Annotated in this window: 24 protein-coding genes; 7 read left to right on the forward strand and 17 right to left on the reverse strand. The window is 55.7% G+C overall.

The features are described 5' to 3' along the window. The first annotated feature begins 86 nt into the window (after positions 1–86). Positions 87–1,127, forward strand: a complete 1,041-nt coding sequence (locus HMPREF0733_RS03780) for an ornithine cyclodeaminase (RefSeq protein ID WP_013398061.1) — start codon at positions 87–89, stop codon at positions 1,125–1,127. A 106-nt stretch (positions 1,128–1,233) separates the two neighbouring features. On the opposite strand, the gene HMPREF0733_RS03785 is transcribed toward HMPREF0733_RS03780, so the two are convergent. The 6 genes from HMPREF0733_RS03785 to HMPREF0733_RS03810 form a co-directional block, all read right to left on the reverse strand. Continuing rightward, the gene (locus tag HMPREF0733_RS03785; RefSeq protein ID WP_013398062.1) at positions 1,234–1,974 is read right to left on the reverse strand and encodes a TrmH family RNA methyltransferase; all 741 of its coding nucleotides are present in this window, start codon (positions 1,972–1,974) and stop codon (positions 1,234–1,236) included. Positions 1,975–2,097: 123 nt separating this feature from the next. Continuing rightward, a complete protein-coding gene (pyrE, locus tag HMPREF0733_RS03790) occupies positions 2,098–2,679 on the reverse strand; it encodes an orotate phosphoribosyltransferase (RefSeq protein ID WP_013398063.1) in 582 nt (193 codons plus the stop codon). Between the two features lie 161 nt (positions 2,680–2,840). Then, entirely contained in the window at positions 2,841–3,551 is a 711-nt protein-coding gene (locus tag HMPREF0733_RS03795; protein WP_013398064.1) for a hypothetical protein, read from the reverse strand. 197 nt (positions 3,552–3,748) lie between these two features. Then, positions 3,749–4,540, reverse strand: a complete 792-nt coding sequence (locus tag HMPREF0733_RS03800; RefSeq protein WP_013398065.1) for an HAD-IIB family hydrolase — start codon at positions 4,538–4,540, stop codon at positions 3,749–3,751. Continuing rightward, positions 4,537–6,036: an anthranilate synthase component I family protein gene (locus HMPREF0733_RS03805; RefSeq protein ID WP_013398066.1), complete on the reverse strand. Its 1,500-nt coding sequence runs from the start codon at positions 6,034–6,036 to the stop codon at positions 4,537–4,539. The genes HMPREF0733_RS03800 and HMPREF0733_RS03805 overlap by 4 nt, the downstream gene beginning before the upstream one ends. Before the next feature lie 177 nt (positions 6,037–6,213). Beyond that, positions 6,214–6,546: a rhodanese-like domain-containing protein gene (locus HMPREF0733_RS03810; RefSeq protein ID WP_013398067.1), complete on the reverse strand. Its 333-nt coding sequence runs from the start codon at positions 6,544–6,546 to the stop codon at positions 6,214–6,216. A 244-nt stretch (positions 6,547–6,790) separates the two neighbouring features. Here HMPREF0733_RS03810 and HMPREF0733_RS03815 point away from each other — a divergent pair, with 244 nt between their 5' ends. After that, positions 6,791–8,245 carry a peptide MFS transporter gene (locus HMPREF0733_RS03815; RefSeq protein ID WP_013398068.1) on the forward strand — a complete coding sequence of 485 codons (1,455 nt, stop codon included), beginning with the start codon at positions 6,791–6,793 and terminating at the stop codon, positions 8,243–8,245. A gap of 143 nt (positions 8,246–8,388) precedes the next feature. Here HMPREF0733_RS03815 and HMPREF0733_RS03820 read toward each other — a convergent pair whose 3' ends face one another. Further along, the gene (locus HMPREF0733_RS03820; RefSeq protein WP_041321629.1) at positions 8,389–9,585 is read right to left on the reverse strand and encodes a Fic family protein; all 1,197 of its coding nucleotides are present in this window, start codon (positions 9,583–9,585) and stop codon (positions 8,389–8,391) included. A 579-nt stretch (positions 9,586–10,164) separates the two neighbouring features. Between HMPREF0733_RS03820 and HMPREF0733_RS03830 the strand changes: the two genes are divergently transcribed. The 3 genes from HMPREF0733_RS03830 to HMPREF0733_RS03840 all read left to right on the forward strand — a co-directional run bounded on the left by HMPREF0733_RS03830 (position 10,165) and on the right by HMPREF0733_RS03840 (position 13,294). Further along, the gene (locus HMPREF0733_RS03830; protein ID WP_041321630.1) at positions 10,165–10,689 is read left to right on the forward strand and encodes a DUF4242 domain-containing protein; all 525 of its coding nucleotides are present in this window, start codon (positions 10,165–10,167) and stop codon (positions 10,687–10,689) included. Positions 10,690–10,724: 35 nt separating this feature from the next. Continuing rightward, positions 10,725–11,807 carry an acyl-CoA dehydrogenase family protein gene (locus HMPREF0733_RS03835; RefSeq protein ID WP_013398072.1) on the forward strand — a complete coding sequence of 361 codons (1,083 nt, stop codon included), beginning with the start codon at positions 10,725–10,727 and terminating at the stop codon, positions 11,805–11,807. Between the two features lie 152 nt (positions 11,808–11,959). Next, positions 11,960–13,294 carry a uracil-xanthine permease family protein gene (locus HMPREF0733_RS03840; RefSeq protein ID WP_013398073.1) on the forward strand — a complete coding sequence of 445 codons (1,335 nt, stop codon included), beginning with the start codon at positions 11,960–11,962 and terminating at the stop codon, positions 13,292–13,294. A gap of 113 nt (positions 13,295–13,407) precedes the next feature. On the opposite strand, the gene HMPREF0733_RS03845 is transcribed toward HMPREF0733_RS03840, so the two are convergent. Next, complete coding sequence (locus HMPREF0733_RS03845) at positions 13,408–13,863, reverse strand: RES family NAD+ phosphorylase (protein WP_013398074.1); 456 nt, start codon at positions 13,861–13,863, stop codon at positions 13,408–13,410. A gap of 194 nt (positions 13,864–14,057) precedes the next feature. Then, positions 14,058–14,600 carry a hypothetical protein gene (locus tag HMPREF0733_RS03850; protein ID WP_013398075.1) on the reverse strand — a complete coding sequence of 181 codons (543 nt, stop codon included), beginning with the start codon at positions 14,598–14,600 and terminating at the stop codon, positions 14,058–14,060. A 104-nt stretch (positions 14,601–14,704) separates the two neighbouring features. Here HMPREF0733_RS03850 and HMPREF0733_RS03855 point away from each other — a divergent pair, with 104 nt between their 5' ends. Then, on the forward strand, positions 14,705–14,899 hold the full coding sequence (locus tag HMPREF0733_RS03855) for a hypothetical protein (RefSeq protein ID WP_013398076.1): 195 nt from the start codon (positions 14,705–14,707) through the stop codon (positions 14,897–14,899). A gap of 77 nt (positions 14,900–14,976) precedes the next feature. Here HMPREF0733_RS03855 and HMPREF0733_RS03860 read toward each other — a convergent pair whose 3' ends face one another. The 4 genes from HMPREF0733_RS03860 to HMPREF0733_RS03875 all read right to left on the reverse strand — a co-directional run bounded on the left by HMPREF0733_RS03860 (position 14,977) and on the right by HMPREF0733_RS03875 (position 17,899). Continuing rightward, positions 14,977–15,291, reverse strand: coding sequence for a helix-turn-helix domain-containing protein (locus tag HMPREF0733_RS03860; protein WP_013398077.1), 315 nt, complete (start codon positions 15,289–15,291; stop codon positions 14,977–14,979). A gap of 213 nt (positions 15,292–15,504) precedes the next feature. Continuing rightward, the gene (locus HMPREF0733_RS03865; protein ID WP_013398078.1) at positions 15,505–16,338 is read right to left on the reverse strand and encodes an HAD-IIB family hydrolase; all 834 of its coding nucleotides are present in this window, start codon (positions 16,336–16,338) and stop codon (positions 15,505–15,507) included. A gap of 14 nt (positions 16,339–16,352) precedes the next feature. Continuing rightward, entirely contained in the window at positions 16,353–16,931 is a 579-nt protein-coding gene (locus HMPREF0733_RS03870) for a YbhB/YbcL family Raf kinase inhibitor-like protein (protein WP_013398079.1), read from the reverse strand. A gap of 32 nt (positions 16,932–16,963) precedes the next feature. Further along, on the reverse strand, positions 16,964–17,899 hold the full coding sequence (locus HMPREF0733_RS03875) for a carbohydrate kinase family protein (RefSeq protein WP_013398080.1): 936 nt from the start codon (positions 17,897–17,899) through the stop codon (positions 16,964–16,966). A 290-nt stretch (positions 17,900–18,189) separates the two neighbouring features. Here HMPREF0733_RS03875 and HMPREF0733_RS03880 point away from each other — a divergent pair, with 290 nt between their 5' ends. Further along, positions 18,190–19,632, forward strand: a complete 1,443-nt coding sequence (locus tag HMPREF0733_RS03880) for a glyceraldehyde-3-phosphate dehydrogenase (RefSeq protein ID WP_013398081.1) — start codon at positions 18,190–18,192, stop codon at positions 19,630–19,632. Positions 19,633–19,794: 162 nt separating this feature from the next. Here the strand turns inward: HMPREF0733_RS03880 and HMPREF0733_RS03885 are convergent, their stop codons facing one another. The 4 genes from HMPREF0733_RS03885 to pelF form a co-directional block, all read right to left on the reverse strand. Beyond that, on the reverse strand, positions 19,795–20,583 hold the full coding sequence (locus HMPREF0733_RS03885; RefSeq protein WP_041321887.1) for a carboxymuconolactone decarboxylase family protein: 789 nt from the start codon (positions 20,581–20,583) through the stop codon (positions 19,795–19,797). A 126-nt stretch (positions 20,584–20,709) separates the two neighbouring features. Further along, positions 20,710–21,294, reverse strand: a complete 585-nt coding sequence (locus HMPREF0733_RS03890; RefSeq protein ID WP_013398083.1) for an NAD(P)H-dependent oxidoreductase — start codon at positions 21,292–21,294, stop codon at positions 20,710–20,712. Between the two features lie 222 nt (positions 21,295–21,516). Beyond that, positions 21,517–22,734 (reverse strand): putative glycoside hydrolase, encoded by a 1,218-nt coding sequence (locus tag HMPREF0733_RS03895; protein WP_013398084.1) that lies wholly within the window; start codon positions 22,732–22,734, stop codon positions 21,517–21,519. Continuing rightward, positions 22,731–24,419 carry a GT4 family glycosyltransferase PelF gene (gene pelF, locus HMPREF0733_RS03900; RefSeq protein WP_013398085.1) on the reverse strand — a complete coding sequence of 563 codons (1,689 nt, stop codon included), beginning with the start codon at positions 24,417–24,419 and terminating at the stop codon, positions 22,731–22,733. Before pelF ends, HMPREF0733_RS03895 begins: the two co-directional genes overlap by 4 nt. Positions 24,420–24,432: the final 13 nt, after the last annotated feature.

Below are 24,432 nucleotides of genomic sequence, written 5' to 3' on the forward strand. Positions count from 1 at the left end.
ACATCACAGTAATAATCTATACATTTGACCGCTGATATACTGGTCCAGTATTTCATGTCAGCCTCTCACGACTAAGGAGATTTATCGTGACCGACCACAGGGTTGAATTTGTTGATGTTGCATCCATGGCACAGTGGATTCAGCGTGACGGCGTTGGGAATATTATTGCCGGTATGGTGAATTTCTTGGAAGAAGATTTCAAGAAATGGCAGAGCTTCGATAAGATTCCGCGCGTAGCATCCCACACCCCCTTCGGCGTGATTGAGTTAATGCCCACCTCAGATAACATCACCTATTCCTTCAAGTACGTGAACGGGCATCCCTCGAACCCTGCACGTGGATACCAGACCGTGACCGCGTTCGGTCTGCTGGCTGATGTGGATAACGGCTACCCCGTCTTCCTCGCGGAGATGACCCTGCTGACCGCCCTTCGTACCGCCGCTGTTTCTGCCATGGTGGCTAAGCATCTGGCACGCAAGGACTCGCGGAAGATAGCGATGATCGGCGCCGGTTCGCAGTCCGAGTTCCAAGCCCTTGGGATGCGCGCCGTCCTCGGCATCGAAGACCTTGCGGTGTACGATGTTGATCCCGCCGCTATCGAGAAGTTCCGCCGTAATCTGGAGCCGCTGGGGTTCAGGATTCATGCCGCATCCAGCGTGGACGAGGCCGTTGCAGACGCCGATATTATTACCACCTGCACCGCCGATAAACAGCAGGCAAAGGTGCTTCTAAATTCGCAGGTGAAACCCGGCGTGCATCTGAATGCTATTGGAGGCGACTGCCCCGGCAAAACCGAGCTGGAGAGCGAGATTTTAGATCGTTCGACCGTGTTCGTGGAGTTCCCGCCGCAGACCCGCATCGAGGGTGAAATTCAGCAGAAGGATCCGGATTTCCCCGTGGTGGAGTTCTGGAAGGTTCTGACCGGCGAGGAGCCCGGGCGTACCTCGGATGAACAGATTACTCTCTTCGATTCGGTGGGCTTTGCGATCGCCGACTTCTCGGGTCTGCGCTATGCACGCGAGGCAACCCGGGGCACCGATCTGCAGCAGTTCATTGACCTGGTGGCAAACCCGGACGATCCGAAGGATCTTTTCTCGCTCGTGAACGTGAACGTTCCGGTGGGCTAGGGGTTCACTCCCCTACACAACACCGCGAGCAGGTGGTTTTTGATCCGAGCAGGTAGGATTTTCCTACCTTTTCGGCAAAATCCTACCTGCTCGCGGTGTATTTGCTTTAAGGCTTCTGCCCGAAAACGTGGCGGCGCACCCAGGCGTGCATCGCGATCCCAGCGGCGGTTGCCGCATTCATCGACCGGGTTGAGCCGAATTGTTCGATCGAGAGCGTATCGCGCGCGGCGGCGTGAATTTCCTCCGACAACCCTGGGCCTTCCTGTCCAAAGACCAGCACACAGTTCTTCGGCAGATCATAGGTTTCAAGCGGCACAGAATCCGGAAAAATATCGATACCGATAATGTCCAGCCCCTCGCCCTGCGCCCACGCCACAAAATCCTCAATCGTGGGATGATGCCGCACATGCTGATACCGGTCGGTCACCATCGCACCGCGTCGGTTCCAGCGTTTCTTACCAATAATATGCACTTCTTTCGCCAAAAAGGCGTTCGCGGTGCGCACCACGGTACCGATATTCAGATCGTGCTGCCAGTTCTCGATCGCGACGTGAAAATCATGGCGGCGCGTGTCAAGGTCGGCGATAATCGCCTCCATGCTCCAGTAACGGTACTTATCCACCACATTGCGGCGGTCGCCTTCACGCAGAAGCTGTTCATCCCAATGCTCGCCCTCAGGCCACTCGCCCTCCCAGGGGCCGACGCCAACCTCAAACCGGGGCGTTCCGAAAGCCTCGCTTTCGGGGTACTCCTGCGGTGTATTCTGCGGCTCTGCAGGCTCGTTCACGCGGGAATCCTGCCCGTAATCTGAGGGGTCAAGGGGTGTCTGATGGCTTGGGGAACTCATGGTTTCTTTCTGATGGCGCGTACATATAGTGCCGGATGCGCGGCGAAGGAGTCTGGGGTGGGCGGTGCGGCAATGCCCGCACGCCGCTAACTACCGGCACGCGCGGGCATCTATGAAGCTCCCTTAGTCGAGCCCTAAATCATCCTTGGAGTAGGCGTAGAAGCAGGGGACCCCGGCAACCTCTTCGATATGTTCTTTCGCCCCGGTTGCACGGTCTACAATGACGGCGACGGCGACGACCTCGGCGCCCGCTGTGCGCAGCGCATCCACTGCGGTTAAAGCGGACCCGCCGGTGGTGGAAGTATCTTCAACGGCGACCACGCGGCGACCCTCAACGCTGGGCCCCTCAACCTGGCGACCCATGCCGTAGGACTTTTGTGCCTTACGCACCACAAACGAATCGATAGCGCGGTCCTGATCGCCCGCCGCGCGCATAATTGCGGAACCAACGGGGTCGGCACCCATCGTTAGACCACCGGCGGCCTCGAACTCGATACCGTTGCGGTCGAGCAGATCGAGCATCACCTGACCGACCAAACGCGACGCTTCGTGATGCAGGGTGATACGGCGCAAGTCGACGTAGTAGTCGGCTTCTTTCCCGGAGGCAAGAGTCACTTTACCGCGCACCACGGCAAGCTCGGAGATGAGCTGGCGCAAACGTTCGCGGGCTTCTTCGATGGGCAGGGTTTCGGAAAGTTTAGTCATATTTCAAGTTTAGCGGGTTACCCCGGGCACGGGCTGGCGGTGGGTGTCCAGGGCTATGCCTTAGGTGCCTTAGGGGTGCGTCCCGGCTCTCTGCCGCGTAAAAAAGGCTCTTTATTCACATAAAGAGCCTTTTTAGCACCTACTGCCCCTAAATATGCAGGTTAGTTCTGGTACGGCGCCTGGGGTTGAACGGGCTGCGCCTGTACGACTGTGGGCTGGGCCATCGGATTCTGTGCCAGACGGTACGCCTTGGAGTCACGCATAAACCTGTTGGTCCCGGGCAGCCACAAGAAAACAATCAGGGCAACGTTAGCAATAAACAACACCACGTAGATCACAATGAGCGTGGAAAGGGAAGACGTAAAACCGGGCGCGAGCGATGACCTCTCTTCATTCATGCCGCTCAAAGCCGCCGATGTGATAAACGTGTGCAAAACAATACCGGCAAGAGCCAAAACAGCGATAACGGTCATGACGATACGCGACCAGTTGTATCCTCGGTAGATGAAAACACCGAACAGGATGTACAGAATAATGCTGAGGAACAGCGGAAGAGAAATAAAGGACACAAACGATTCTAGAGTATTGTAGTTTCTGAGTGACTGCCCGCCATTCATCGCAGCCACAGTCTGCAGAGAGCTCATGGCAGACCTCATGGTACCGAACTCAACGAGGCGTAAGAGCGCGCACGCCAGACTGACTATAAAAGCGGTCATAGCCAACGCCGTAATTTTGGGGCGAGTGGCTGGTATTGAAGCTGCAGAGGCGTAAGCTGTCGGTGCGGGCTGCATCATAGGCTGCTGAGAAGAAGTTTGCTGAACAGACGGGGAATTCTGCGGTTTTTCTTGACCGGACGTAATGTTCTCACTCATCGGTGATGCTCCTTCAAATATTGTGTGCGGAAAGCTGGTTTTGTGAAACCACCTCTAGAGCATAGCCGAAATTAGGATGGAATAGGGGTATTCTGCGATGGTTCGTCGGATTTCAGATGCACCAAACATGCCGCATCAAAAGAGCCTTGATAGTGAATAAAGCGTTAAAAACTGCTTGATATAAATAAAGAGCCTTTTTACAAGGCGGACGAGGAAGCGAGGGCGCGAATGGCGGCGGCGACCGCATCCGGATGCGGGTCCACCGTCAGATCTGCGAGCGGCAGCAAGGATTCATGCGAGCCCACCGCGACCGCATACCGAGCACCTTCAAGCAGCCCTGCATCGTTCACATCGTTGCCAAACGCGATATAAGGATCGGGTTTTTCGCCCGAACGCGCGCCAAGCGCCTGCGGAAGAGCCGAAACTTTATGCACTCCCCTGGGTGCCAAGTCAATACTCGTGGTGGCATCCTGGTGCTTAGTCACATGCAGGTTTAGGCTCGCAATAGTCTCTTCAAGCTCGGCGTAAAGATGCGGATTATTGATGTCAAGCAGAATTATTTTGACAGGATTCTCCAGGTCTTTCAAAGAAAATAGGCGGTCTGTTCCCTCGGGGTTTAGCCGCTCCACGAGCACATGCGCATCGGGCAAATCAAAGGCGTAAGAGTCCAGGGAATCCGCAATATAGTGCAGTCCATGACGTTCGATAAGGTCCCGAATTTTCGCATAACTATGCGCATCTAGGTGTTCCCGCGCCCGCAGCTGCCCGTCCCGGTACAGCAGCGAACCGTTCGCGCCGATCAGCGCCAACCCGCTATGCGTGCGCACATCCTCAGAGAGCATGGGCAGAATATCGCGCACCGGTCGGGCGGAGGCAAAAACTATGCGGTGTCCCGCCCGCAGCAGCGCATAGATTTCACGCTCAATGGCGGGCTCAATTACCATGCCGTTAAAGCTGGTGGTGCCGTCAATATCGAAGACAAAATTCATAATATTCCTGGGCTTTCCCGGTCGGTCGCGGCGACGCTCTGCTTACTCACACCCTTTTCAACGATGTGCCCCACACTCGGTGGAAGCGCCGCACGTAGTTTCGTCAGCATTTCTTCGTACTCGGCGTTCGGGTCTGAATCGGCGACAATCGCGCCGCCGGCGGCGAGGGTTATAAGCCCATTATCGTGCGCAACCAAGGTGCGTATGACAATAGAGAGATTGGCGCCGCCATCCGCCGAGAAAAATCCGAGAGCACCCGAGTATACGCCGCGGGGGCGCGCCTCTAGATCCTCAATAATATTCATTGTTGAGGGCTTGGGTGCGCCGGTCATAGATCCGCCAGGGAAGCACGCCGCACTGGCATGCACCGCGGAAATTTCGGGTTTAAGACGCGCAGTGACGGTAGAAACAAGCTGATGCACCGTTGCATAACTTTCCACGCTCATGAGTACAGGAACCTGCACGCTCGCGGGGTCACTCACCGTCGAGAGGTCGTTGCGCAAAAGATCGACGATCATCAGGTTCTCGGCACGGGTTTTCGCATCGTGTTGCAGCCAGTGAGCCGCAGCGGCGTCATCCTGAGGATTCGCACCGCGCGGGCATGTCCCTTTAATCGGCTTCGTTTCGGCGTTTCCGTGTGTATCAACCATCAGAAAACGCTCGGGAGACGAAGAAAGCACAGAGAAATCGCCGCACCGCAAATAGGCGGCATAGGGCGCGGGATTGTGCTTACGCTGAGTGCGGTACAGCTCAAAAAGCTGATCGGGCGTGAGAGGATGTTCTACCCGCGCGGTACTTTCGGCGCTCAGGCACACCTCATAACTATTCCCCTCGTAAATATGCCATTGTGCGCGCTCAATATCTGCGCAATAGCTTTCGCAATCCGGGGCTTCAAAAAGCAGATGCTCCACGTGCTGACTCAATGGTTTATCGCCGTCATGTGCGTTATCACCCGGTATCTCACGCCAAGAATCCCGCGCCAATTCGCGCAAACGCGGCTCAATTTTCTCAAGCCAGGGTTCATCGCCAAGCAGCCACGCGCGGCGAGTTTCATGTTCATAGACCAGGTACCGCACGGCGGGCATCCAGAGAGAATCCGGGGTTTGTGCCGTGTGCCGGGGTGTGTATCCGATGCGCCCGGGGTGCAGGGCGGCGCGCGCCTCATACCCGAAATAACCCACGTAACCACCGCGCAAACCTTCGGGCAGCTCGGCAATGTCATCGGGTTCAGGCATACTGGCAAGCGCAGTATCGAGGGCATCCCAAGGAGTCGTGTTTGTTGCCTCACGTGCGTTTTCGATGCGCAGCACAGCCGCCCAATGCGGGACGACGCCCACATACGAGACGCGAGACATAGGCGATTCTTCTCGTGCGGAATCAAGCCAATAGGCGTACCGAGCACCCGCAGCGATCACGGGGTATGCAGCCTCGGGCATGATCTCAAAGTCGAGGGCGCGCACGTGCAGCGTTGGGTATTGATTGGGCTGAAGAATCACGTTTCCTATTGTAGAGTGCGTTGCCGTCGGTCTTGAGCGGCGTGGCTTCGACCCGAATACAAAGGATGCGGCACCAGCAGCCATTTCGGGGGCTGGAGTGCCGCATCTTTATATGTCGTTTTGGCTATATACACTATTCAAAATGGATATATTCCAAATTTTTAGGGTATAGCGTCATTAGTGAACGACGGCAGGTTCCTGCCCGTTTTCGCTTTCCATGGGCAGCTTTGCGGTGAACCAAGCACTTGTTCCGCCAGCAATATTTTTCGCCTGGTATCCGTTCTGGCGCAGGTATTCAGCCGCACGGTTTGAACGCCCGCCGCCGTGGCAGATCACATAGAATTCTTCATCTTTGCTGGGTAGTTCTGAAAGTCGCTCGGTCAGCGTTCCTAGGGTGATGTGCTGGGCACCAGCAACGTGGCCGGCTTCCCATTCGTAGTCTTCGCGCACATCAATAATCTTGGCACCGGCAGGAACATCGGCAGGGGTTACCTGGGGTACGTTATTCATGGATTCTCCTCTGTAGTCTCGTGAGATACATTATCAACTCTACAAAATTTTGAGGTCATAAGGCACGCGCGCGTGCACGCAATACACCCCAGCCCCACCATTAGACATGAGATTTCATGCAGAGTAAATACGGAATTTATGCCTAATTTCTGCACAAACATCTGTATACATATGCATTTTACAGGTATACACTGAGGAAATATAACCTAGAACACTTCCGGTTTGTGTATTCTTGGGAGGCTTTATGGTAGCCACGCAACCAGCGGCGCAGAAGCCGCGAACATTTTTTGGGCATCCAAAGATGCTCGCCAATCTTTTCACCGTGGAAATGTGGGAACGGTTCTCATTCTATGGGATGCAAGCTCTTGCCCTCTATTACCTGTACTACGCTATTGAAGACGGCGGATTAGGGATCCCCAAAGAAGCAGCCACCGGCGCTATGGGAGCGTATGGTGCAACCGTTTACCTCATGGCGATCCTCGGCGGTATTTTGGGCGACCGCGTCCTAGGCCCCGAACGCACCCTCTTTTATTCCGCTATCGGTATTATGGCGGGGCACATTGTCCTTGCGGTCATGCCCGGCGCAGCTGGCGTGATCACCGGTCTGCTTCTGGTCGCGATCGGTTCAGGGTGTCTCAAAAGCAGCGCATCGGTTCTGGTCGGTTCGCTCTACAGCAAAGACGACTCCAAACGCGAAGCGGGGTTCACGCTTTTCTATATCGGCATCAACATCGGCGCGCTTTTAGGTCCGGCGCTAACCGGCTGGGGATGGGGTTGGCTAGGCTTCCATTTCGGCTTCGGAATCGCGGCTATCGGCATGGCGGCCGGGCTTATTCAGTATGTGCTCACTCGCAAGAACCTGCCCGAGTCGGTGCACGAGGTAACCGTTCCTTTCACCCCACGCCAGAACGGTATTTTAGCCGGTGTTCTGGCAGGGATAGCTCTCATAACATTTCTGCTGGTGATGATGGGCTGGATGACTACAGGCAACCTCGCCACGTGGGTGGTAAGTGCCGTCGGCATCGGGGCCATAGCTCTCTTTATTCAGTTGCTCACCGCCAAGAACGTAACCAACACCGAACGCTCGCGGGTGTGGGCGTTTATTCCCCTCTGGATTGCCAACGCTATTTTCTGGGCGCTCTACCAGCAGCAGTTCACGGTCATTCCCATCTATTCTGATGAGCGACTCGACTGGCATATTCTGGGCATGGATCTTCCTCCGACCCTCGTCAATTCCCTTGCCCCTATTTTCGTGATTCTTCTGGGGGCGGGGTTCGCCGCCATGTGGACGAAATTGGGCGATCGGCAGCCGCGCACAACCACCAAGTTCTCACTCGCGCTCGTGATTATCGGCCCGGCATACTGGGTTTTCCTCACGCAGGTGGGTGTCTCTCGCGTGGCGGTCTACTGGATGGTTATCATCATGTTTATCTTCACTGTTGCCGAGCTTACGATTTCGCCCACGGGCATGGCGCTGACCACCAGGCTCGCACCCGAAGCGTATAAGGTGAACATGATGGCGCTTTACTGGACCTCGCTGGCGATGGGTACCGCATTCGCGGGTTGGTGCGCACAGTTCTACAGCCAAGACACTGAGGCTTCCTACTTTATGTGGGTGGGTGCCGTCTCGGTTATTGCTGGTATCGTCCTCTTCCTCTGCCGTGCGCCCATCCAGAAACTTATGCGCGATGTGAAGTAGTATTCCGTTTTAGGCATATATAGCGGTGGGTGCATCTTCAACACTTGAAGATGCACCCACCGATTTTAATTTCTGTGGTTTGACTTGGGTATATGCCGCCTACGTTATATTCCAGGAAGGGTATAGAGCCTCTCACAACATGATTATTCAGCCTGGATGCGCCGCCCAGCACGCGCCGCAAATGCGTCAAGCGCATCGTTAAGGTGAGGAACCGTCCATACGCGCTGACCTGCAACAAAGGTTTTCTCACGGCGTATCACACCCGCTTTCTCAAGGGTTGCGATGATGCGATATATCGTTGCCGGTGCCACAGACGTATTCTGCTCCACCATCTGTACCGTAAAAGCCGGTTCGGTGCAGCAAAAATCGGCGACCGCCTTCAAAGCGGATGTTGTTCGACGTGCTGTTCCCAGAATTTTATCGCGCAATCCGGAGATGTCCTCTGCCAAGATACGAGCGTTCTTGACGGCAGCATTTGAAGCTTGAATAAAGCACCGGATCATAGGCTCTATATCTCCAGCGCGGTATGCGGTAAGCGCCGCAATATAGTCTGCGACGTCATGCAGAAGCCCCGAAGAAATTGGCAGCACAACATGTTCGGTGACTCCACGTGCCATGAGCAAAGCCGAAATAAGCGCCCGACCGGTACGCCCATTCCCATCAGTAAAAGGGTGAATAGTCTCAAATTGTGCATGAGCGATGGCAGCCTGCACCAGCGGGTCAAGATCACGACGCGCCATAAATTCAACGAGGTCATTCATGGCGGCGGGTACTAGCTTCCAGTGCGGTGCTACATAATCTGCTGTTACAGGCGACTGCCCGCCAACCCACACCCACTGTTGGCGGAACTTCCCGGCGTCATCTAGGGTGCCAGCTGTCAGTTCATGGTGCATATGCACGATAGATTCAATGGTCAGGCTCTCTGCCACCCCTAAAGCTGCCTGCATGGCGCGAACATTGCGTGCCACCAACTCGGCATTATGCCCCACAGTGGAACCGGAAGCGCCCACCACCGCCAACGATAACCTACGTGCTGAAACCGTCAGGTTTTCAATCTGCGAACTTGATGCCGATTCACCCCGCAAAAGCACCGCCGCAAATGGCACGCCACCTAACGCCGCATGCTGCTCGTCGAAGCGAGTAATCGTGCGCGTGCAATCCTGCACCAGAGTATGTAGCTGCGGGGAAAGCTGAGGTGCTTGCTCGGCGATGCGCGGTGTAACGGCACTTTTAAACTCGCCAGTGTTCCGCTGACGAGCACGACGGGATGCGAGTGGGTCACGATGCTGCCACAGAGGCTGCTGTTCCCAATCGAGAGAAGCCCATGAGATGGCTGGCATACCCCACGCTCCTTTCTGCTGCATGATAGGGAATGCCCTAAAAAATGAGAGGGTACAGGCAGTTAATGAGAATTTGGAGCTCTATTTTCTCATTAAGAATACTATTGAGAAAATAGAGTTCTCATTTCTCGCTAGGGTAAGCTACTGCACGCTATTCAGCCAGCAGGGGCATGAGGGCAGAATAAGCCCCTCGTCAGCAGATCTGACAAAACACGTATTTTCACTAGTCAGATAGTAAATAGAGGCATTCTGCGCTACCAAAAGTCAGCCAGTTACGCTACCAAAAGTCAGGTGTTTACGCTACCAAAAGTCAGGTTTTGCTCGCTGCGCGTCATCTCCTGTGACTTCTGAAACCCACCTCGAACATTAGACGCCGTATAAATATTCCCGTCACCGCTGTAACATGACGTTTTGTGTCTCCGCATTACTTCATGTGACGGGTGAAGGGTTCTTAAATCTTCGTTTTAGGACTCATAGCGAAAAACATTATGCGCCGCGCCCGCGACCGGTTTAGGGTATATGCCAGACCCGCCGTACAGGCAGGTAAAAGACAACGTCCTATCTAAGGAGAAAACAGACATGGCACTGTACCTGATCGAGCTGACCCCAGCAACCGCATCCAAGGACGAGGCAACCGCGCTCATCGAAACCGTTTCCAGCTCCCTGAGCGAAGGCGCGGAGCTCATCGAAACCCAGGTTTCCGCCGATCACAAGCTGATCTTCGCCATCATTGAGTCAGAAAACACCGCGTTCGCACCCGCCCTCACTGCGGCTATTGGCGAGCGCGCATCCGTGGTTGGCCCCGACGAGGTTCGCCTAGTGGGCGCAGAACTCGACGACATCAAGAAGCTCAAGAAAGATGCAGACTACTTGGTCGAGTGGGATATTCCCGCCGAAATCACGATGGAGCAGTACCTGACTCGCAAGAAGGCGAACGCACCCAAGTATGCCGAGGTGCCCGAGGTTTCCTTCCTGCGCACCTACGTGCGCGAGGATACCGCCAAGTGCCTGTGCTTCTATGACGCACCCGATGAGGATGCGGTACTTCGCGCCCGCAAAGCCGTGAGCACCCCCATCGACCGCCTCTTCAAGCTACACGCATAAGCACACCTGCACATTGCATATAGGAGCTCTCTACCATGTCTGAATTCACTCTTGAACCCCTTGAGGATTATCCTCAGCGCGAGCGAGTGCTTGCGCTTGCCGCCGAACACGCAGATGCCGTCGATGCCGGTGAGCGTTCCCCGTTTGAGAATCTGCGCGAGATTGCGAAGGATGGTCTGCTGACTCTGGGGCGCACCGGGTCTTTGCTTCCGCAGGTTTCGGTTGCTTTTGACCTTGCTTCGCAGGATGCGACAACCGGGTTCTCGCTGTGGGCTCATCGTTCTACGATTGCGTTCTTTGATGCGGTGAACCGTGAGCTGCCCGAGGGCTTGGCTGAGGCCACGACGAGCGGTACAAGCGCGATGGCGGCGGCATATAAGGAGGCTTCGGGGCTTGCGCCGATCAAGGTTTTGGGCACTTTGGTAGAGGGCGGTGTGAAGCTCAACGGCACGGTGTCGTGGGCTTCTAACCTGTACCCGGGCGGCGTGATTGTGCTGCCGGTAGCAGTGCAGAATGCGCAGGAGGGGCATCCGAACCGGTATATTGTGACGGTTCGCCAGGATGTTCCGGGGGTGAAGGTTGTATATCACCGTAACCTGCTGGCGCTCAACGGAACCGAGTCTGGCACGATCATTTTTGAGGATGTTTTTGTGCCGACCGAGGATATTTTGACCGATAATTTTGAGGGTTTCCTCAACGATGTGACCGCGCCGTTCTTGCTGGTGCAGTCCGCGTTCTGCTTGGGTCTTTCCGCCGGTGCGCTGGTGGAGGCTTCGAAGCATCTTGAGGCTTCGCAGGGTATTTTCAGTTCTGAGTTCCCGCTGATTGTGGGCGAGTACGAGAGCTTGCGCGATGAGCTGGTGCGTTTGGCGCGTGAGCCGCAGCGTGCCGAGCGTCGCGATTTGTTGAGCCTGCGTCTGGGTGTTTCGCATCTGGCGACGATTGCTACGCATTTTGAACTGCAGGTTGTTGGAGGCGCCGGTTACGTTGCTTCCTCGCCGACTGCGCGGCGTTTGCGTGAGGCTTCGTTCCTGCCGGTGCAGTCGCCGACTGAAGGGCATCTGCGTTTCGAGCTCTCAAAGTACGACCACTTAGAGGATTTGCAGGCGGCACTGTAGCGGTCCCCCTGTTAAATAGGCTCTTGGTGTGAATAAAGCGGTGAAAATCCGTTTATTCACACCAAGAGCCTTTTTACAATGCGCGTGCAGGAGCCAACAGGTGTAGAATTACTGGGAATTTTGTCCTCACTTTCACCTGGAGATCGCATCCCATGAGCACACAGAAATCCGGTTTTGGCTGGCGTCTGCACGGCGACGGCAGAAGCATTAAACCCGGCTCGGTCGTGGCGCCGAGCGAACGCCTCGCCTGGCCTATTACGATCGGCATCGGCGCCCAGCATGTGGTGGCGATGTTCGGCGCAACTTTCCTGGTGCCGCTGCTGACCGGGTTCCCGCCCGCAACCACACTGTTCTTCTCGGGCCTGGGCACAGTTTTGTTCCTGCTCATCACACGCGGGCGTGTGCCTTCTTATCTGGGCTCTTCCTTTGCGTTTATCGCACCTCTGGCGGCGGCGACAAACCAGCACGGTCCGGCGGGTGCGCTCGGCGGCATCGTCATGGCGGGTCTGTCGCTCTTCCTGGTGGGCGTTATTGTGCAGTTTGCGGGCACCGGCTGGCTGACGAAACTCATGCCGCCCGTGGTAACCGGCGCGATCGTGGCACTTATCGGCTTTAACTTGGCACCGAGTGCGAAAGCGAACTTCATGAAGGCGCCCATCACCGCGCTCGTAACCCTTATCTCGATTATCCTGATTTCGGTGCTGTTCAAGGGTATTATTGGCCGCCTCTCGATTCTGTTGGGCGTGATCATCGGGTATGTGACTGCGGTTGTGCGCGGCGAGGTAGACTTCTCGAACATCGAAAAGACCGTGCAGCAGCAGGGCATTATCGGTCTGCCGCATTTTCAGAACCCCGAGTTCCACTGGGAGCTTGCCGGGCTGTTTATCCCCGTAATTCTGGTGCTGGTTGCCGAGAACATTGGGCACGTGAAGTCGGTGGCGCTCATGACGGGCGAGAACCTGGATGAGTACTCGGGTCGCGCGCTCATGGCAGACGGTTTAGCGACCACAGTCGCCGGTTTTGGCGGCGGTTCCGGTACGACCACCTACGCCGAGAATATCGGTGTTATGGCGGCAACCAAGGTGTATTCGACGGCGGCATACTGGGTGGCCGCGATTTTCGCGATCGCTCTCTCGCTTTTCCCGGCGTTCGGCGCGGCGATTGCGACCGTCCCGGCGGGTGTTCTTGGAGGTGCCGCAACCGTGCTGTACGGCATGATCGGGATGCTCGGCGTGCGCATTTGGAGCGAGAACCGCGTGGATTTCTCAAACCAGATTAACCTGACGACCGCCGCTGTGGCGCTGATTGTGGGCATCGCGGATTACACCTGGGAGTTCTCGGGCTTGTCGTTCGCGGGTATTGCACTCGGCACGGCGGCGACCTTGATTGTGTTCCACCTGATGACGTTCATCGCCAAACGTACGAAAGCGGCGGGCGACCCGCTGGAACCCTTCACTGACAGGGACCACGACGAGCTGGGGCACTAGACCGGCAAAAGTTTCCTTCCGAGGACGCCAAAATGCCTTGGTGCACATAACACGCTATGTGCGCCAAGGCATTTTTAGATGTCATATGAGTATGAAGATACAGCCCGTACTCATTACTCGAATTCGAACTCTTCCTCTTCAACACTCACGATCTCAGGGAAGAAGGGTATAGCGCGCGCTACGCTGAGTGCTGTCTCTTCGCCGCCAATGCTGCCAAACTCCCGGTTTTCGCCGCTAGTTCCAAAAAGGTATAGAGCACTTCCACTGCTGAACCTCGAACGTGCAATAATCCCCTCTAACCCTGCTTCCCGAACCGCTTCTGCCCACTGTTGAGTAACAGAATAGCCCTCAGCGTGAAACAACGCAGAAGAAATATCCCCGGGCGCAAAGCCACCAAATGCTTGACGAAAATCAGCAACCTTAAATACGCGTGGGAGCTGAACACGAGCCACATAAACGCCGTCGAACCTGTTCATGGGAAGCGCTATAAGACCAATAAGTCGAGGACCTAAGCGTTCTCGAAGTGCAGCCTCAGGAGTACTTGCAAGATTAAGCGTCCCGTTGGGCATATTAAGATCGAATCTGCCCCGTTTGGGAGAAAAATATCGACAATCTCGTTTAGTATCGCCTACATATTTTTGATACGACCGGTACCATGTGCCAGGTTCTTCACCCCCGTACCCTACTGAAATTGCAGGAATCCCAGAGAGATCTAAGGGGCGGTTCGGTGGGAGTAGGGTTGATTCATGACGTTCTGTTGGCATCAGTAGTTTGCCCTCCGGTCAGCAGCATCCTGAACTGCACATGCCAGCACAAATTTGAAGTTCTCTTCGGAATCCTTCATGTACTCAGCTGCGGGGCGGCCATCAAAGAAATTCGACGGCATAGCGAGCCAAAAAGCAACTTCCCACTCAGTCAGTTTTCCGTCTAATAGGGTTTTAATAACCTGCCGAACCTGCGGATCCACTGCCCCGTCTTTGAACTGAAAAACCGGATATCCGTTACGTCCCGCCTTGTTTTTGAGGCGCAGAATATTGTTCTTGCGCACCCTATCGTTGAGGGCCTGCAGACTGATGCCGCCAAGGTATTCGCGGGTGCTGCGGCTATCCTTCACCTTGCCAATATACTTCCCAGATCCCCGCGCGCCCTTGCGCACCTCAACCGTATGCGAGAGCGCGTTCGAGAGCTCCTGCATAGACTCGGCAGTGGGAGTGATTTCACCCCGATCGATCTGTTCACGGATGCGCCGCTCAGTATCGTGTAGAACACCTGTGATGAACTCTTCGGTCGCTAAACTCTTAGGCATGATGCACTCCTTCCCTTGTACACACCACCCTATCAGCTTTATATGGCTTTATAAAGCTGATAGGTGCAAGAATTCTTGCACTCGGCAATGTTAGAGTGGGAAAGATGAAGACGAAATCGAACTACCTCATGGTCTTTCTGATTATCACCTTCGGTGTGGACGTGCTAGATCGGCACATGAAAATCGAATATATAACGGTTCCAATAATCCTCATCATCATGCTGATCGTTTTTGTTCAAATTATTTACTATTCCTTCTTTAAAAGGAATGATGCGGAAGATAATCAGCAGAACCGCTAATGCGACGAGTCAGTCTTGACTCTAGATAAATACGCAACAGCACTATAAATTCAGTTAATCAGCTGCTTCACCCATAGTTACCAGCCCATTTCACTTTTGGGGATGCGCACCGATTTGGGGAGTTTTTCGCTGGCGCGCAGGCGGCCGACATCCGTGAGGTACGGGTCGGTGGCGGTGACGACCGCATCCAGCATGCCGAGCACCCGCAGCACACGAAAAAGTACGTCGGTACGCACCGATTCGCCCTGCTCAATGCGCCGCAGGGTCACGGTCGTAATGTCTGCACGTTCCGCAACCATCTGGGCGGTCAGACCCATCAGTTTGCGTTGGATGCGCAGCTGCTCACCTATCGTCCGCGCGGCTCGGCGCACTTTGGTGGGAATATACACCATAATCTTTATACCCTCATATAGAAAGAACTATTTCTAGTATAAGCGATAATAGAAAGAATTACTTCTATATAGACGACCGTTTTATGCCCAGTACGTACTTTCGACGGCTCCCTCATCCAAAAAATACGCCTCTCATCCAAAAATTTTTAGATGAGAGGCAAAAATTTAGATGAAGATTTGGGTGAGGCTGCACGGTACGCAGCCGCGCGGAGTCTACATCGCTCGGTACTGTGCCTCGCCGCGACCCTGAAGCATCGCCTCGATCACCTGCGCCACGCCGTCTTCCCCAAAGGGCGGGCAGGTGCGCCCTACCTTCTTAATCAGCGCAGGCTCGCCGGATGCCATCGCATACCCACGACCCGCCCAGCACAGCATCTCAGCATCGTTCGGCATATCGCCGAAGGCCATCACCTCGTGCGCCTCAATACCGTGTCTTGCGGCAAATTGGGCGAGAGTGCGCCCCTTATTCACGGTCTTCGAACCCATCTCGATCAGCGGCTCGCCCACAACCCCGCGCGTGACCGACACCAGCTCACCCACGGTCTGCGCCACACGCACATGCAGAATATCGGGGTCCATACCGGGCACCCGAACCAGGTATTTAATGATCGGAGTATCACCAAGCGCCACGAATGCCTCCGCCATAGAGGATTCAACCACGCGAGCGCCCTCAAGCACGTCTCCCCCGTCGTGCGGCCCCTGAATGTAGACGGTATCCACGGTTTCGAGGGTGTAGGTGACCTCGGGGAATATCGGCTCAAGCCGAGTGTGGGCACGCTCGATCACGGCGGGTTCGGCACCGTTAACCGTCTCTACTTCGTTGGCGCCCAGATGATACACCACGGCGCCGTTCGAGCAAATGGCGTAAGAGTCAAAATCGGTTTGTTCCCGCAGCGGGGTAAGCCAACGGCTCGGGCGCCCGGTTACGAACACGATGTCGATGCCCGCCGCACGCGCCGCCTCTAGGGCGTGCAGAGTGCGAGGGCGAAAACGAAAATCAGGCCCGATGAGCGTGCCGTCCAGATCGCTGGCGATGAGCTTAATCATGCGAGAATAAGCGCCTACTCCGCCGGTTCTGCGTAGGTGACGGTCAAAAAAGTGCGCGCGATGCCGTGGAAGAAGAGGTTGAAGTTCACGACGGCAGGTGAGGTATTCTCGTCTACCTCAAGTTCGGGTACGTCCACGGCAGTCACGCAGAATATGTAACGGTGCGGCCCATGCCCCGCTGGGGGTACAGCACCCACGAATCCGGGGGTTCCGGCGTCGTTGCGATGCGCTATCGCCCCGGCGGGAAGCGCCGCGCCGCCCTGGCCGCCGACGATAGCGCCCGCGTTGGTCTCAAGCGCGGTAACCGATGCGGGGATGTTTGATACGGTCCAGTGCCAGAAGCCGCTGGGGGTGGGCGCATCCGGGTCGTAGCAGGTGACAACGAAGGATTTGGTCTCTTCGGGGAATCCCGACCAGCTCAGCTGCGGAGACTGATCCTGCCCGCCGGGCACGCCGAAGAGCGCCGAGAGCATGGCGGTGGGCGCGGTGGCACCGTTTTCAATGTCGGTGGAGGTCAGGTTGAAGAGCGGCAGGTCGGGCAGCCCGGCGTAGGGTTCACGCGGCAGGGGTGCGGTGCCGAGGTTGTTAGTCACGGTAGTCCTCCTCGTTTGGTCGGGTGGCTGACTTAGCCGTTGAGCACGGCGTTAAGTTCTTCGCGGGTGGGCGGGTTCGCTCCGGAACGCGAGACGGTAATTCCCGCCGCCGTTGCGGAGAATCGTAGCAGATTTTGAATATCTTCGCGGGTGAGTGCGGCAAGTTTGCTGCGTGCTTGGGCACCGCTGATACCTCTGTCGAGGAGTGCGGCGATCAGCGCCGCCATGAGCGAATCGCCCGCGCCTACGGTATCTGCAACCTCTACGCGATAGGCTGGTTCTTCAATTCCATTGGTGTAGGCACGGGTGTAGGCGATCGGCCCGCCTTCACCGCGGGTTATCACCATCAGCTCTACGCCGAGGTCGAGCCAGGCATGCGCGGTTTCTGCAAGGGAACGGTCAGGATATAGCCACGTCAGATCTTCGTCGCTTGCTTTCACCACCGAGGCGAGCGCAGCAAATTTTTCTGCCCAGCTCTGGGCGAGGGCACGGTCGCTAATAATGGTGGGGCGGCAGTTTGGGTCGTAGCTGATAAGTGCGCTTTCACGTGCCGCCGTGAGTGCTTGAGCGACCACGTGGGCGCCCGGTTCGAGCATCGCCCCGATAGAGCCGGTGTGCAGCGCTTCGCAGCTGGGGGCTAAGGCCAGAATGTCGTCGGCGTAGCTGTCGAGGCTCCAGTCGATATCGAATTCGTAGCGTGCCGCGCCGTCTTCCCCGATATACGCCTGCGCGGTTGAGGTTCGTGCGGCGCGCGGTTCGAAGGGTACCTGCACTTTGGATGCGCTCAGGTGCGCGGCGATGCTGGCGCCGTGTTCGTCGGTTCCGTAGTGGCCGATAAACCGGGTCTTGTGCCCTAGCCGCGCGGCGCCGACGGCGACGTTGAGGGGAGATCCGCCGGGGTAGGCGTGCATGGGGGCGTCGTTGCTGTGGACGACATCTACGAGTGCTTCACCGATGACAGTTAACATGTCTCAATTCTACTCAAGGTTGCCGCGCGACGGGTGTGTTTCTGTGTGTTATTCCCGTTGTTTTCGCTTCTTGTGTGAGGGGTTGTGTGGGCTTTATTGGCTTCGGGCGTAGCGCATCGTGCAAAGCGTGCTAGATTTCACAGATTCGGCGGCGTGAGGGAATAAAACCGTTCGCCACAGCGGTTAGACTTAAAGCAGAGTCGGTTGCGTGCGACCCGATGAATTGGGCATGCGCATCGGCGCGAACAACAAATTCCGACGAAGACGTCCATTGAGGAAGAAGGTCAAGAGTGACGACTCCCGAAAACACTCACGAGCAGTGGATTGCCCGCGAAACCCAGGCCGAAGAGATGATTCCCCTCATCGGTAAGCTAAACCGCGAGAACGGTGTAGTTCTTAATATTCACGGTCGCAGCCTGGTCAATAAGTCCGTTATTCAGCTGTTGCGCCTGCATGATGGTGCCGCGAAGGTTGATGGAACCCCGCTGAACCCCGAGCATACGCTAGAGCTGGTTCAGGCACTTTTTGACCTTAACCTTGGTCCCTGCTCGATCAACATTGCGGCTCTGCATCGCCAGCATGTTGATGCGGGTTCCCCCGACTTCTCCATGTGGCTGCCCGAGCAGGTTGGTGCATCGGTTGGCAAGAAGGGCGAGACCGTCAAGCAGCAGGATGTGGTGCTCTACGGTTTCGGGCGCATTGGTCGTCTGTTGGCGCGTATTCTGCTGGAGCGTTCCTCATCGCTGGGTGCAAACCTGCGCCTGCGTGCGGTGGTGGTGCGTAAGAACACCGAGAACGATCTTGAGAAGCGGGCTTCTTTGTTGGCACGCGATTCGGTGCACGGTCCGTTCAAGGGCACTATTAAGGTAGATGCTGAGAACGACACCATTATTGCTAACGGTCTGCCGGTGCGTTTCATCTACTCGTCAGATCCGACCACTGTGGATTACACCGAGTACGGTATTGAGGATGCGCTTCTGGTCGATAACACCGGTCGCTGGCGCGATGTTCCGGGGCTGACCCAGCACCTTGAGCGCCCCGGTATTTCCCGCGTTCTGCTGACCGCTCCCGGTAAGGGCGATATGAAAAATATTGTCTTCGGCGTGAACGATAGCATCATTACCGACGACGATAAGATTCTTTCGGCGGCATCCTGCACGACCAACGCGATTACCCCCGCGCTGAAGGTTCTTGATGATGTGTACGGTGTGGAACGCGGTCACGTGGAGACCGTGCACGCTTTCACGAATGATCAGAACCTGATCGATAACTTCCACAAGGGTGATCGTCGCGGCCGTTCGGCAGTGCTGAACATGGTGATTACCGAAACCGGCGCGGCGCGTGCCGTTTCTAAGGCACTCCCCCAGTTGGAGGGCAAGCTGACCGGTAACGCTATTCGCGTTCCCACCCCGGATGTTTCGATGGCTATTCTGAACGTGAAGCTGGCTAAGCCCGCCGGTTCTAAGGATGAACTGAACGAGGTCTTCCGTCAGGTTGCCCTCAACGGTGAACTTCGCCGTCAGATTGGTTACTCCGATTCGCATGAGGCCGTCTCCACCGACTTTGTGGGTTCGCGCAACGCGGGTGTGGTGGATGCGCTTGCCACCGTCGTCAGCGACGACTCGGCAATCCTGTACGTCTGGTACGACAACGAGTTCGGTTACTCCTGCCAGGTGGTGCGCGTGTTGGAACGTATGGCTGGCGAAGAGGCACCTTCATACCCCACAAAATAAAGTTTGAGTAGTATATATAGCCGAACAGCTATATAACTTGATAAGAATATACGGGTGGTTCCCTGACATATTTTCAGGGAATCACCCGTATATTTTTATGTACTGCCCTGCAAACAGAGCCGCCTTTAAAATCTTGGTTTCACCACTTCGTGCGCATCGTAATTATGCCTTATTCTCTGCTAATACTTTCCGCAAACTGGCGATAGCATTTAGGGCGGCGGGGAATCCTGCATAGACCGCTATCTGAATCATCAGCTCCACAAGTTCCTCTTGAGTGCCGCCTACGTTCAAGAAGCCGTTGATATGAACATGCAGCTGAGGCACGCACGTTCCTAAAGCGCTGCACGCAGATACAGAGACCAGTTCACGCTCCCATAGGCTCAGCCCGGGCCGAGAATAAACATCGCCAAATGAGTACTCGACAATGTAGCGGCCTAAATCCGGCGCAATATCCTGAAGCGATTCAACCACAGCTTCCCCGCCAGCCCCATCTACACGCTCAAGATACGAAGAGCCTACCTCGAAACGCTTGGCGGGCTCGGTACTATGCGTATCTAAGTTCACGTCAATACCGCGTTCGGTGAAAACCTTACGGGCAACAGAGACAGCATTTAATGCAGCAGGGAAACCAGCGTATATGGTCACATGGATAAAAGTCTCGATAATCTGCTCAGGAGAACAGCCCACATTGAGGGCACCATTAATGTGGAATTCCAGCTGCGGAGCTGCATTCCCAAGTGCGGCCAAAGCAGATATGGTAATGAGCTGGCGAGACTGATCGGATAAACCTTCCCGATCAAAAACATCCGCATACCCAAACTCCACGACGAACCGTTCTAAATCAGGCGAAAAAGAAGCTAAGCTATCAAGAATAGATCCGTGAGGGTTCTGCTCTACCCGAGCAAGTACCTCTTTCCCACGCAGATAACGTTCATTGTTCTCAGCAGCCATAATCTTAACTACCTTCCTGGTGATGACATGATGCGATGGAGAAATCTGCATCCGATTCTATGCGGTCAGCTTTCACGTGAGGCCGTCTCCTCAGGCATGCTTATGAGGGTATGCAGGTTTAAGCCCTTACGCCCGACCGAAGACCTCGTTGAGGTGGGCAGTATAGTCGGCGATATACTGTTCGACCTGTGGATTTTTAATCACATCATTGCAAATAAAGGTGGGTAATTGGGTAGTTCCCAAGAACTCATTAGCTTTATGAAAGTGCATGTAGAGGGCATCTACCCCGACTCCCTCGAAGAAGTCGCCCTCCCGGATAAAAGCTTCGCGAGGCGCGTTCCACGTCAGCGACAGCATATGCCGCCGCCCCTGAAGAAGACCGCCCGTGCCGTATCCTTCAGTGGGGTTGGCACTGCTGCGGCCATCATTAGCGTACAGGGTGCCCGCGCCGGTGGTAAACACCTCGTCCATATATTTTTTCACGGTCCACGGCTCATGCATCCACCAACCGGGCATCTGCCAGATGACCGCATCCATCCACTGGAATTTTTCTACTTCCTGGTGAATATCGTACCCGTCGTCAATCACAGTTTCTCGCACATGATGACCGAGCGCCGATAACGTATCACGGGCGGTTTGATGCAGGGTGTGGTTCAGGCGACCCGCCGAGTGGCCGAATGCTTTACCGCCGTCGATCAAAAGAATATTCACTGTAATTCACTCCTTAAACTCAGCACCACGAGAATAGTTGGTCGTATTCCAACCGCTTGTTCCACAGTACAGGGATGCTGCGCTGTGAATCAGCCCGTTTCTTGACATGAAACGGACTTCATTCCGGTCTGTTGCCACTACCCTTAACAGATAGGCGGTATTCCCACCCCGGGCAGGGTACAGAATACCGCCGTATATACGCTATAGCAAGAGACCTTAAAATTACCGCTTACGGTAAATAACCCCGCGGTGGCCTTCTAGGGTGAGGGTGGCGGGTGCCGCGTTGTTTTGCGCATCTACGAGCCCCTGATCCTGCGGCACGCGCACCATCGTGGTGCGGTCGCTCGTATTCAGAGCCGCCCAGCCGTGCGTGAAAGCACGGGTCTGCACGCTGTCCTGAGCCTCAATCTCACCGGATGCAGCCCCCAAGTCAAAGGACAGCTCGGGCGCGTTCGGAGTACCGTCATAGGCATCGTGCTGAGTTGCGTTGATACCGGTAAAGCGACCGCCTCCAAAAACCCAGAACCCAGCCAGACCATACAGCAGATTCTCATCCGTGCCGCTAATCGGCGATGTCGAGTACCCGTGCGGGGTGCGCAAAATCGTGACCTTAGGAAGGGACTGCTGGGTATTCACAGCGCCGTAGGCATCGCCCGAGCGGTCCTGCACCGCATTCAGCGTTACCAAGCCTTCGGCGCCGCGCCCAATATGGTTTCCCTGCATGGTGGCGTAGGCGCCGCTGAGGAATTCTTGTGCGCCCCAGCCGAGCCACACTTCCTCGAACCCGCCGCCGTAGGCACTGTGGCTTTCCCATTTGCCCCAGCGCAGGCGCGATTCGGCAATATTAGGCACCAGGATTTTGCCGATCTTATTCAGCTCAATACCGGCGAAGGAGATCAAGAAATCGAGATGCTGCCGAATCGTGGTGATGCTTTCAACGCCCTGAATCGGCAGGTTTAGTCCGTAATAATCATTCTCTACGTCGTTATCAGCCATCACGCCGTCAAAGGGCGAGTTACGCAGTTCTTCCACCACGGAGTGCACCCACTGCCAGCGGTAGTCGGCACTCCACACCGCCATCTGGTAGTGCTGCCAGTACCCCGACCACTCAATCAGAGAGCCGTCTAGGCGGCGGGCGAACAAATCCTTACCGGTTGTGTTCAGAAGATCCTGCGCATATTTATAAGAGACACCCGAAGAGTAAATGGGGCCTGGTTCATAGGCGCGACTGGAAGAAAGGCACTTATAGGCGAGCACCACCATATTAGGTGACTGCTCTTTGAGGTAGCGTGCCGCATCCAGCTCCCAGGGCTGCAGAATAGCTACCGCGTAGTTCTGCGCCGCAAAGGCCAGCTGCTCTTCCGATATAGGGTCGCCGCCGTATCGAATCCAGGCACCAAATTTTCCCGGAGTGCCGGCTCGTAGAGAATTATCGCTCATTCTTCAATCTGCTCCGTAACTCGCTGAGGTATTTTACCTAGCTTACGGTATATCTGGTCATAACGGTCCATAACCAGGCGAAGTTGGAAGAACTTTACAACTCGGTTGTAAGCGTTAACACAGTACCGCTCATAGATGCTGGGTTCCTCCATCATGGTGCGAAGCGCCTGCGTGAAGCCTTCAACATCGCCCGGAATGGTTAGAATACCGCAGTTACCTATTTCACTGCCATCCGAGGTGACCAGCACATCATCGATCAGCTGCGACATACCGCCCACGTCGGTACTCACCAGCGGAATGGATGCTGCCATCGCTTCCAGCGCCACAATGGGCTGACCTTCGTTGTAGCTGGGCATGAGCAGAACATCGAAGCGGTCCAGCATTTCGCGCACCTTCACGGTGCCGTGGAAGGTAATGAAGTCGCCCATATTGAGCTCTTCGATCGTGCGCACGCACAGCTCATAGTATTCGGGCATGTGGTTCTTCGGCCCGAGCACATCCAGGTGGAAGTTGTCGAGCCCGGCATCACGCAGCAGCGCAAGCGACTTCACAAGGTCTGTGAGCCCCTTAATGGGCACCACACGCGCAATAAACACGAAACGCCACATGTGACCGCGCCCCTCCGCCAGGATGCGCGCCCGAGCAGTCTGGCGCCCCACATACGCCGGGTACACGCTCTCGATAAGCATACCGTTCGGCAGCACGACCGCGCGGTCTTCTTCACCCTCGTTGTACTGGTCGATGGGCGCACCAATACCGCGTGCCTCTTCAATCGCCTTGGGGTACAGATAGGTCACCATATCGGCGCTGGGGTAGCAGAAACGTCCCATTTCCAGGAACCAGACGCACCACGCAGTCTCTTCGAGCGTGACGGGACCCAGCTCGGGTTTATCGCGCGGCTCCTTCAGGAAGGCGTAATCCGTGGTGACGGGCTTGGCCATATTGCGTTCCAGCTTGGTATTGATAGTATCGCGCACATACAGGTTGTGTTCGGTCAACAGGAAGCTGGTGCCGTAATCGCGCGCACCCGCAGCGCCCAAAAGTGAGGCGTAGCCGGTGGTATGGGCGTGGTACACGCGGGCATAGGGCAGGCGCTCATGCAGCAGGGCGTACACGATAGAGACGAAGTTACGGATCTCCCAGAAGAGTTCGCCGAACGGAATCTGCGCGAGGAAGCCCCAGTTACCGACTGCCTCCATAAACTCGCGGGTGCCGGTGAGAGCGAAGAGTGAGTAGGTGCGGGTGCGGGGGTTAATTCCTTCATCGTAGAACGACCAGAGCGGGTTTACATCGCCGTGAATAAGAGCATCGAAAGCGCTCATAAGTCTCGCCACCAGTTTCTTGCGTTGGCGACGATTCATCTTGAGGTTTTTCGGATTACATTCTTGGGCGAATTCTTCCTTATGCTCCTCTAGGCTCAGGTAGATCACCTTCACCCATTTGACGTTTTCGGGCATACCGTACAGGTCTTTAAGTTCCTGTTTACTATCCCAGGAAATATGAATAATTCCGAAGCTGATGCTCGGGTTTTCCACGATAATATCGTGAACCACTGCGGAAACCCCGCCCTTAAGGTAGGGGTAGGTCGATTCCATCACCAGCGCAACATCGACCTCAGGATAATCAGGGTCGGGTGTTCGGGGTCCCGGCGCGGGCAATTGCAGCGGGGCATAGTGGTTACGCATTGCGGTGTTTATC

The sequence above is a fragment of the Rothia dentocariosa ATCC 17931 genome (assembly GCF_000164695.2).
Classification (GTDB): domain Bacteria; phylum Actinomycetota; class Actinomycetes; order Actinomycetales; family Micrococcaceae; genus Rothia; species Rothia dentocariosa.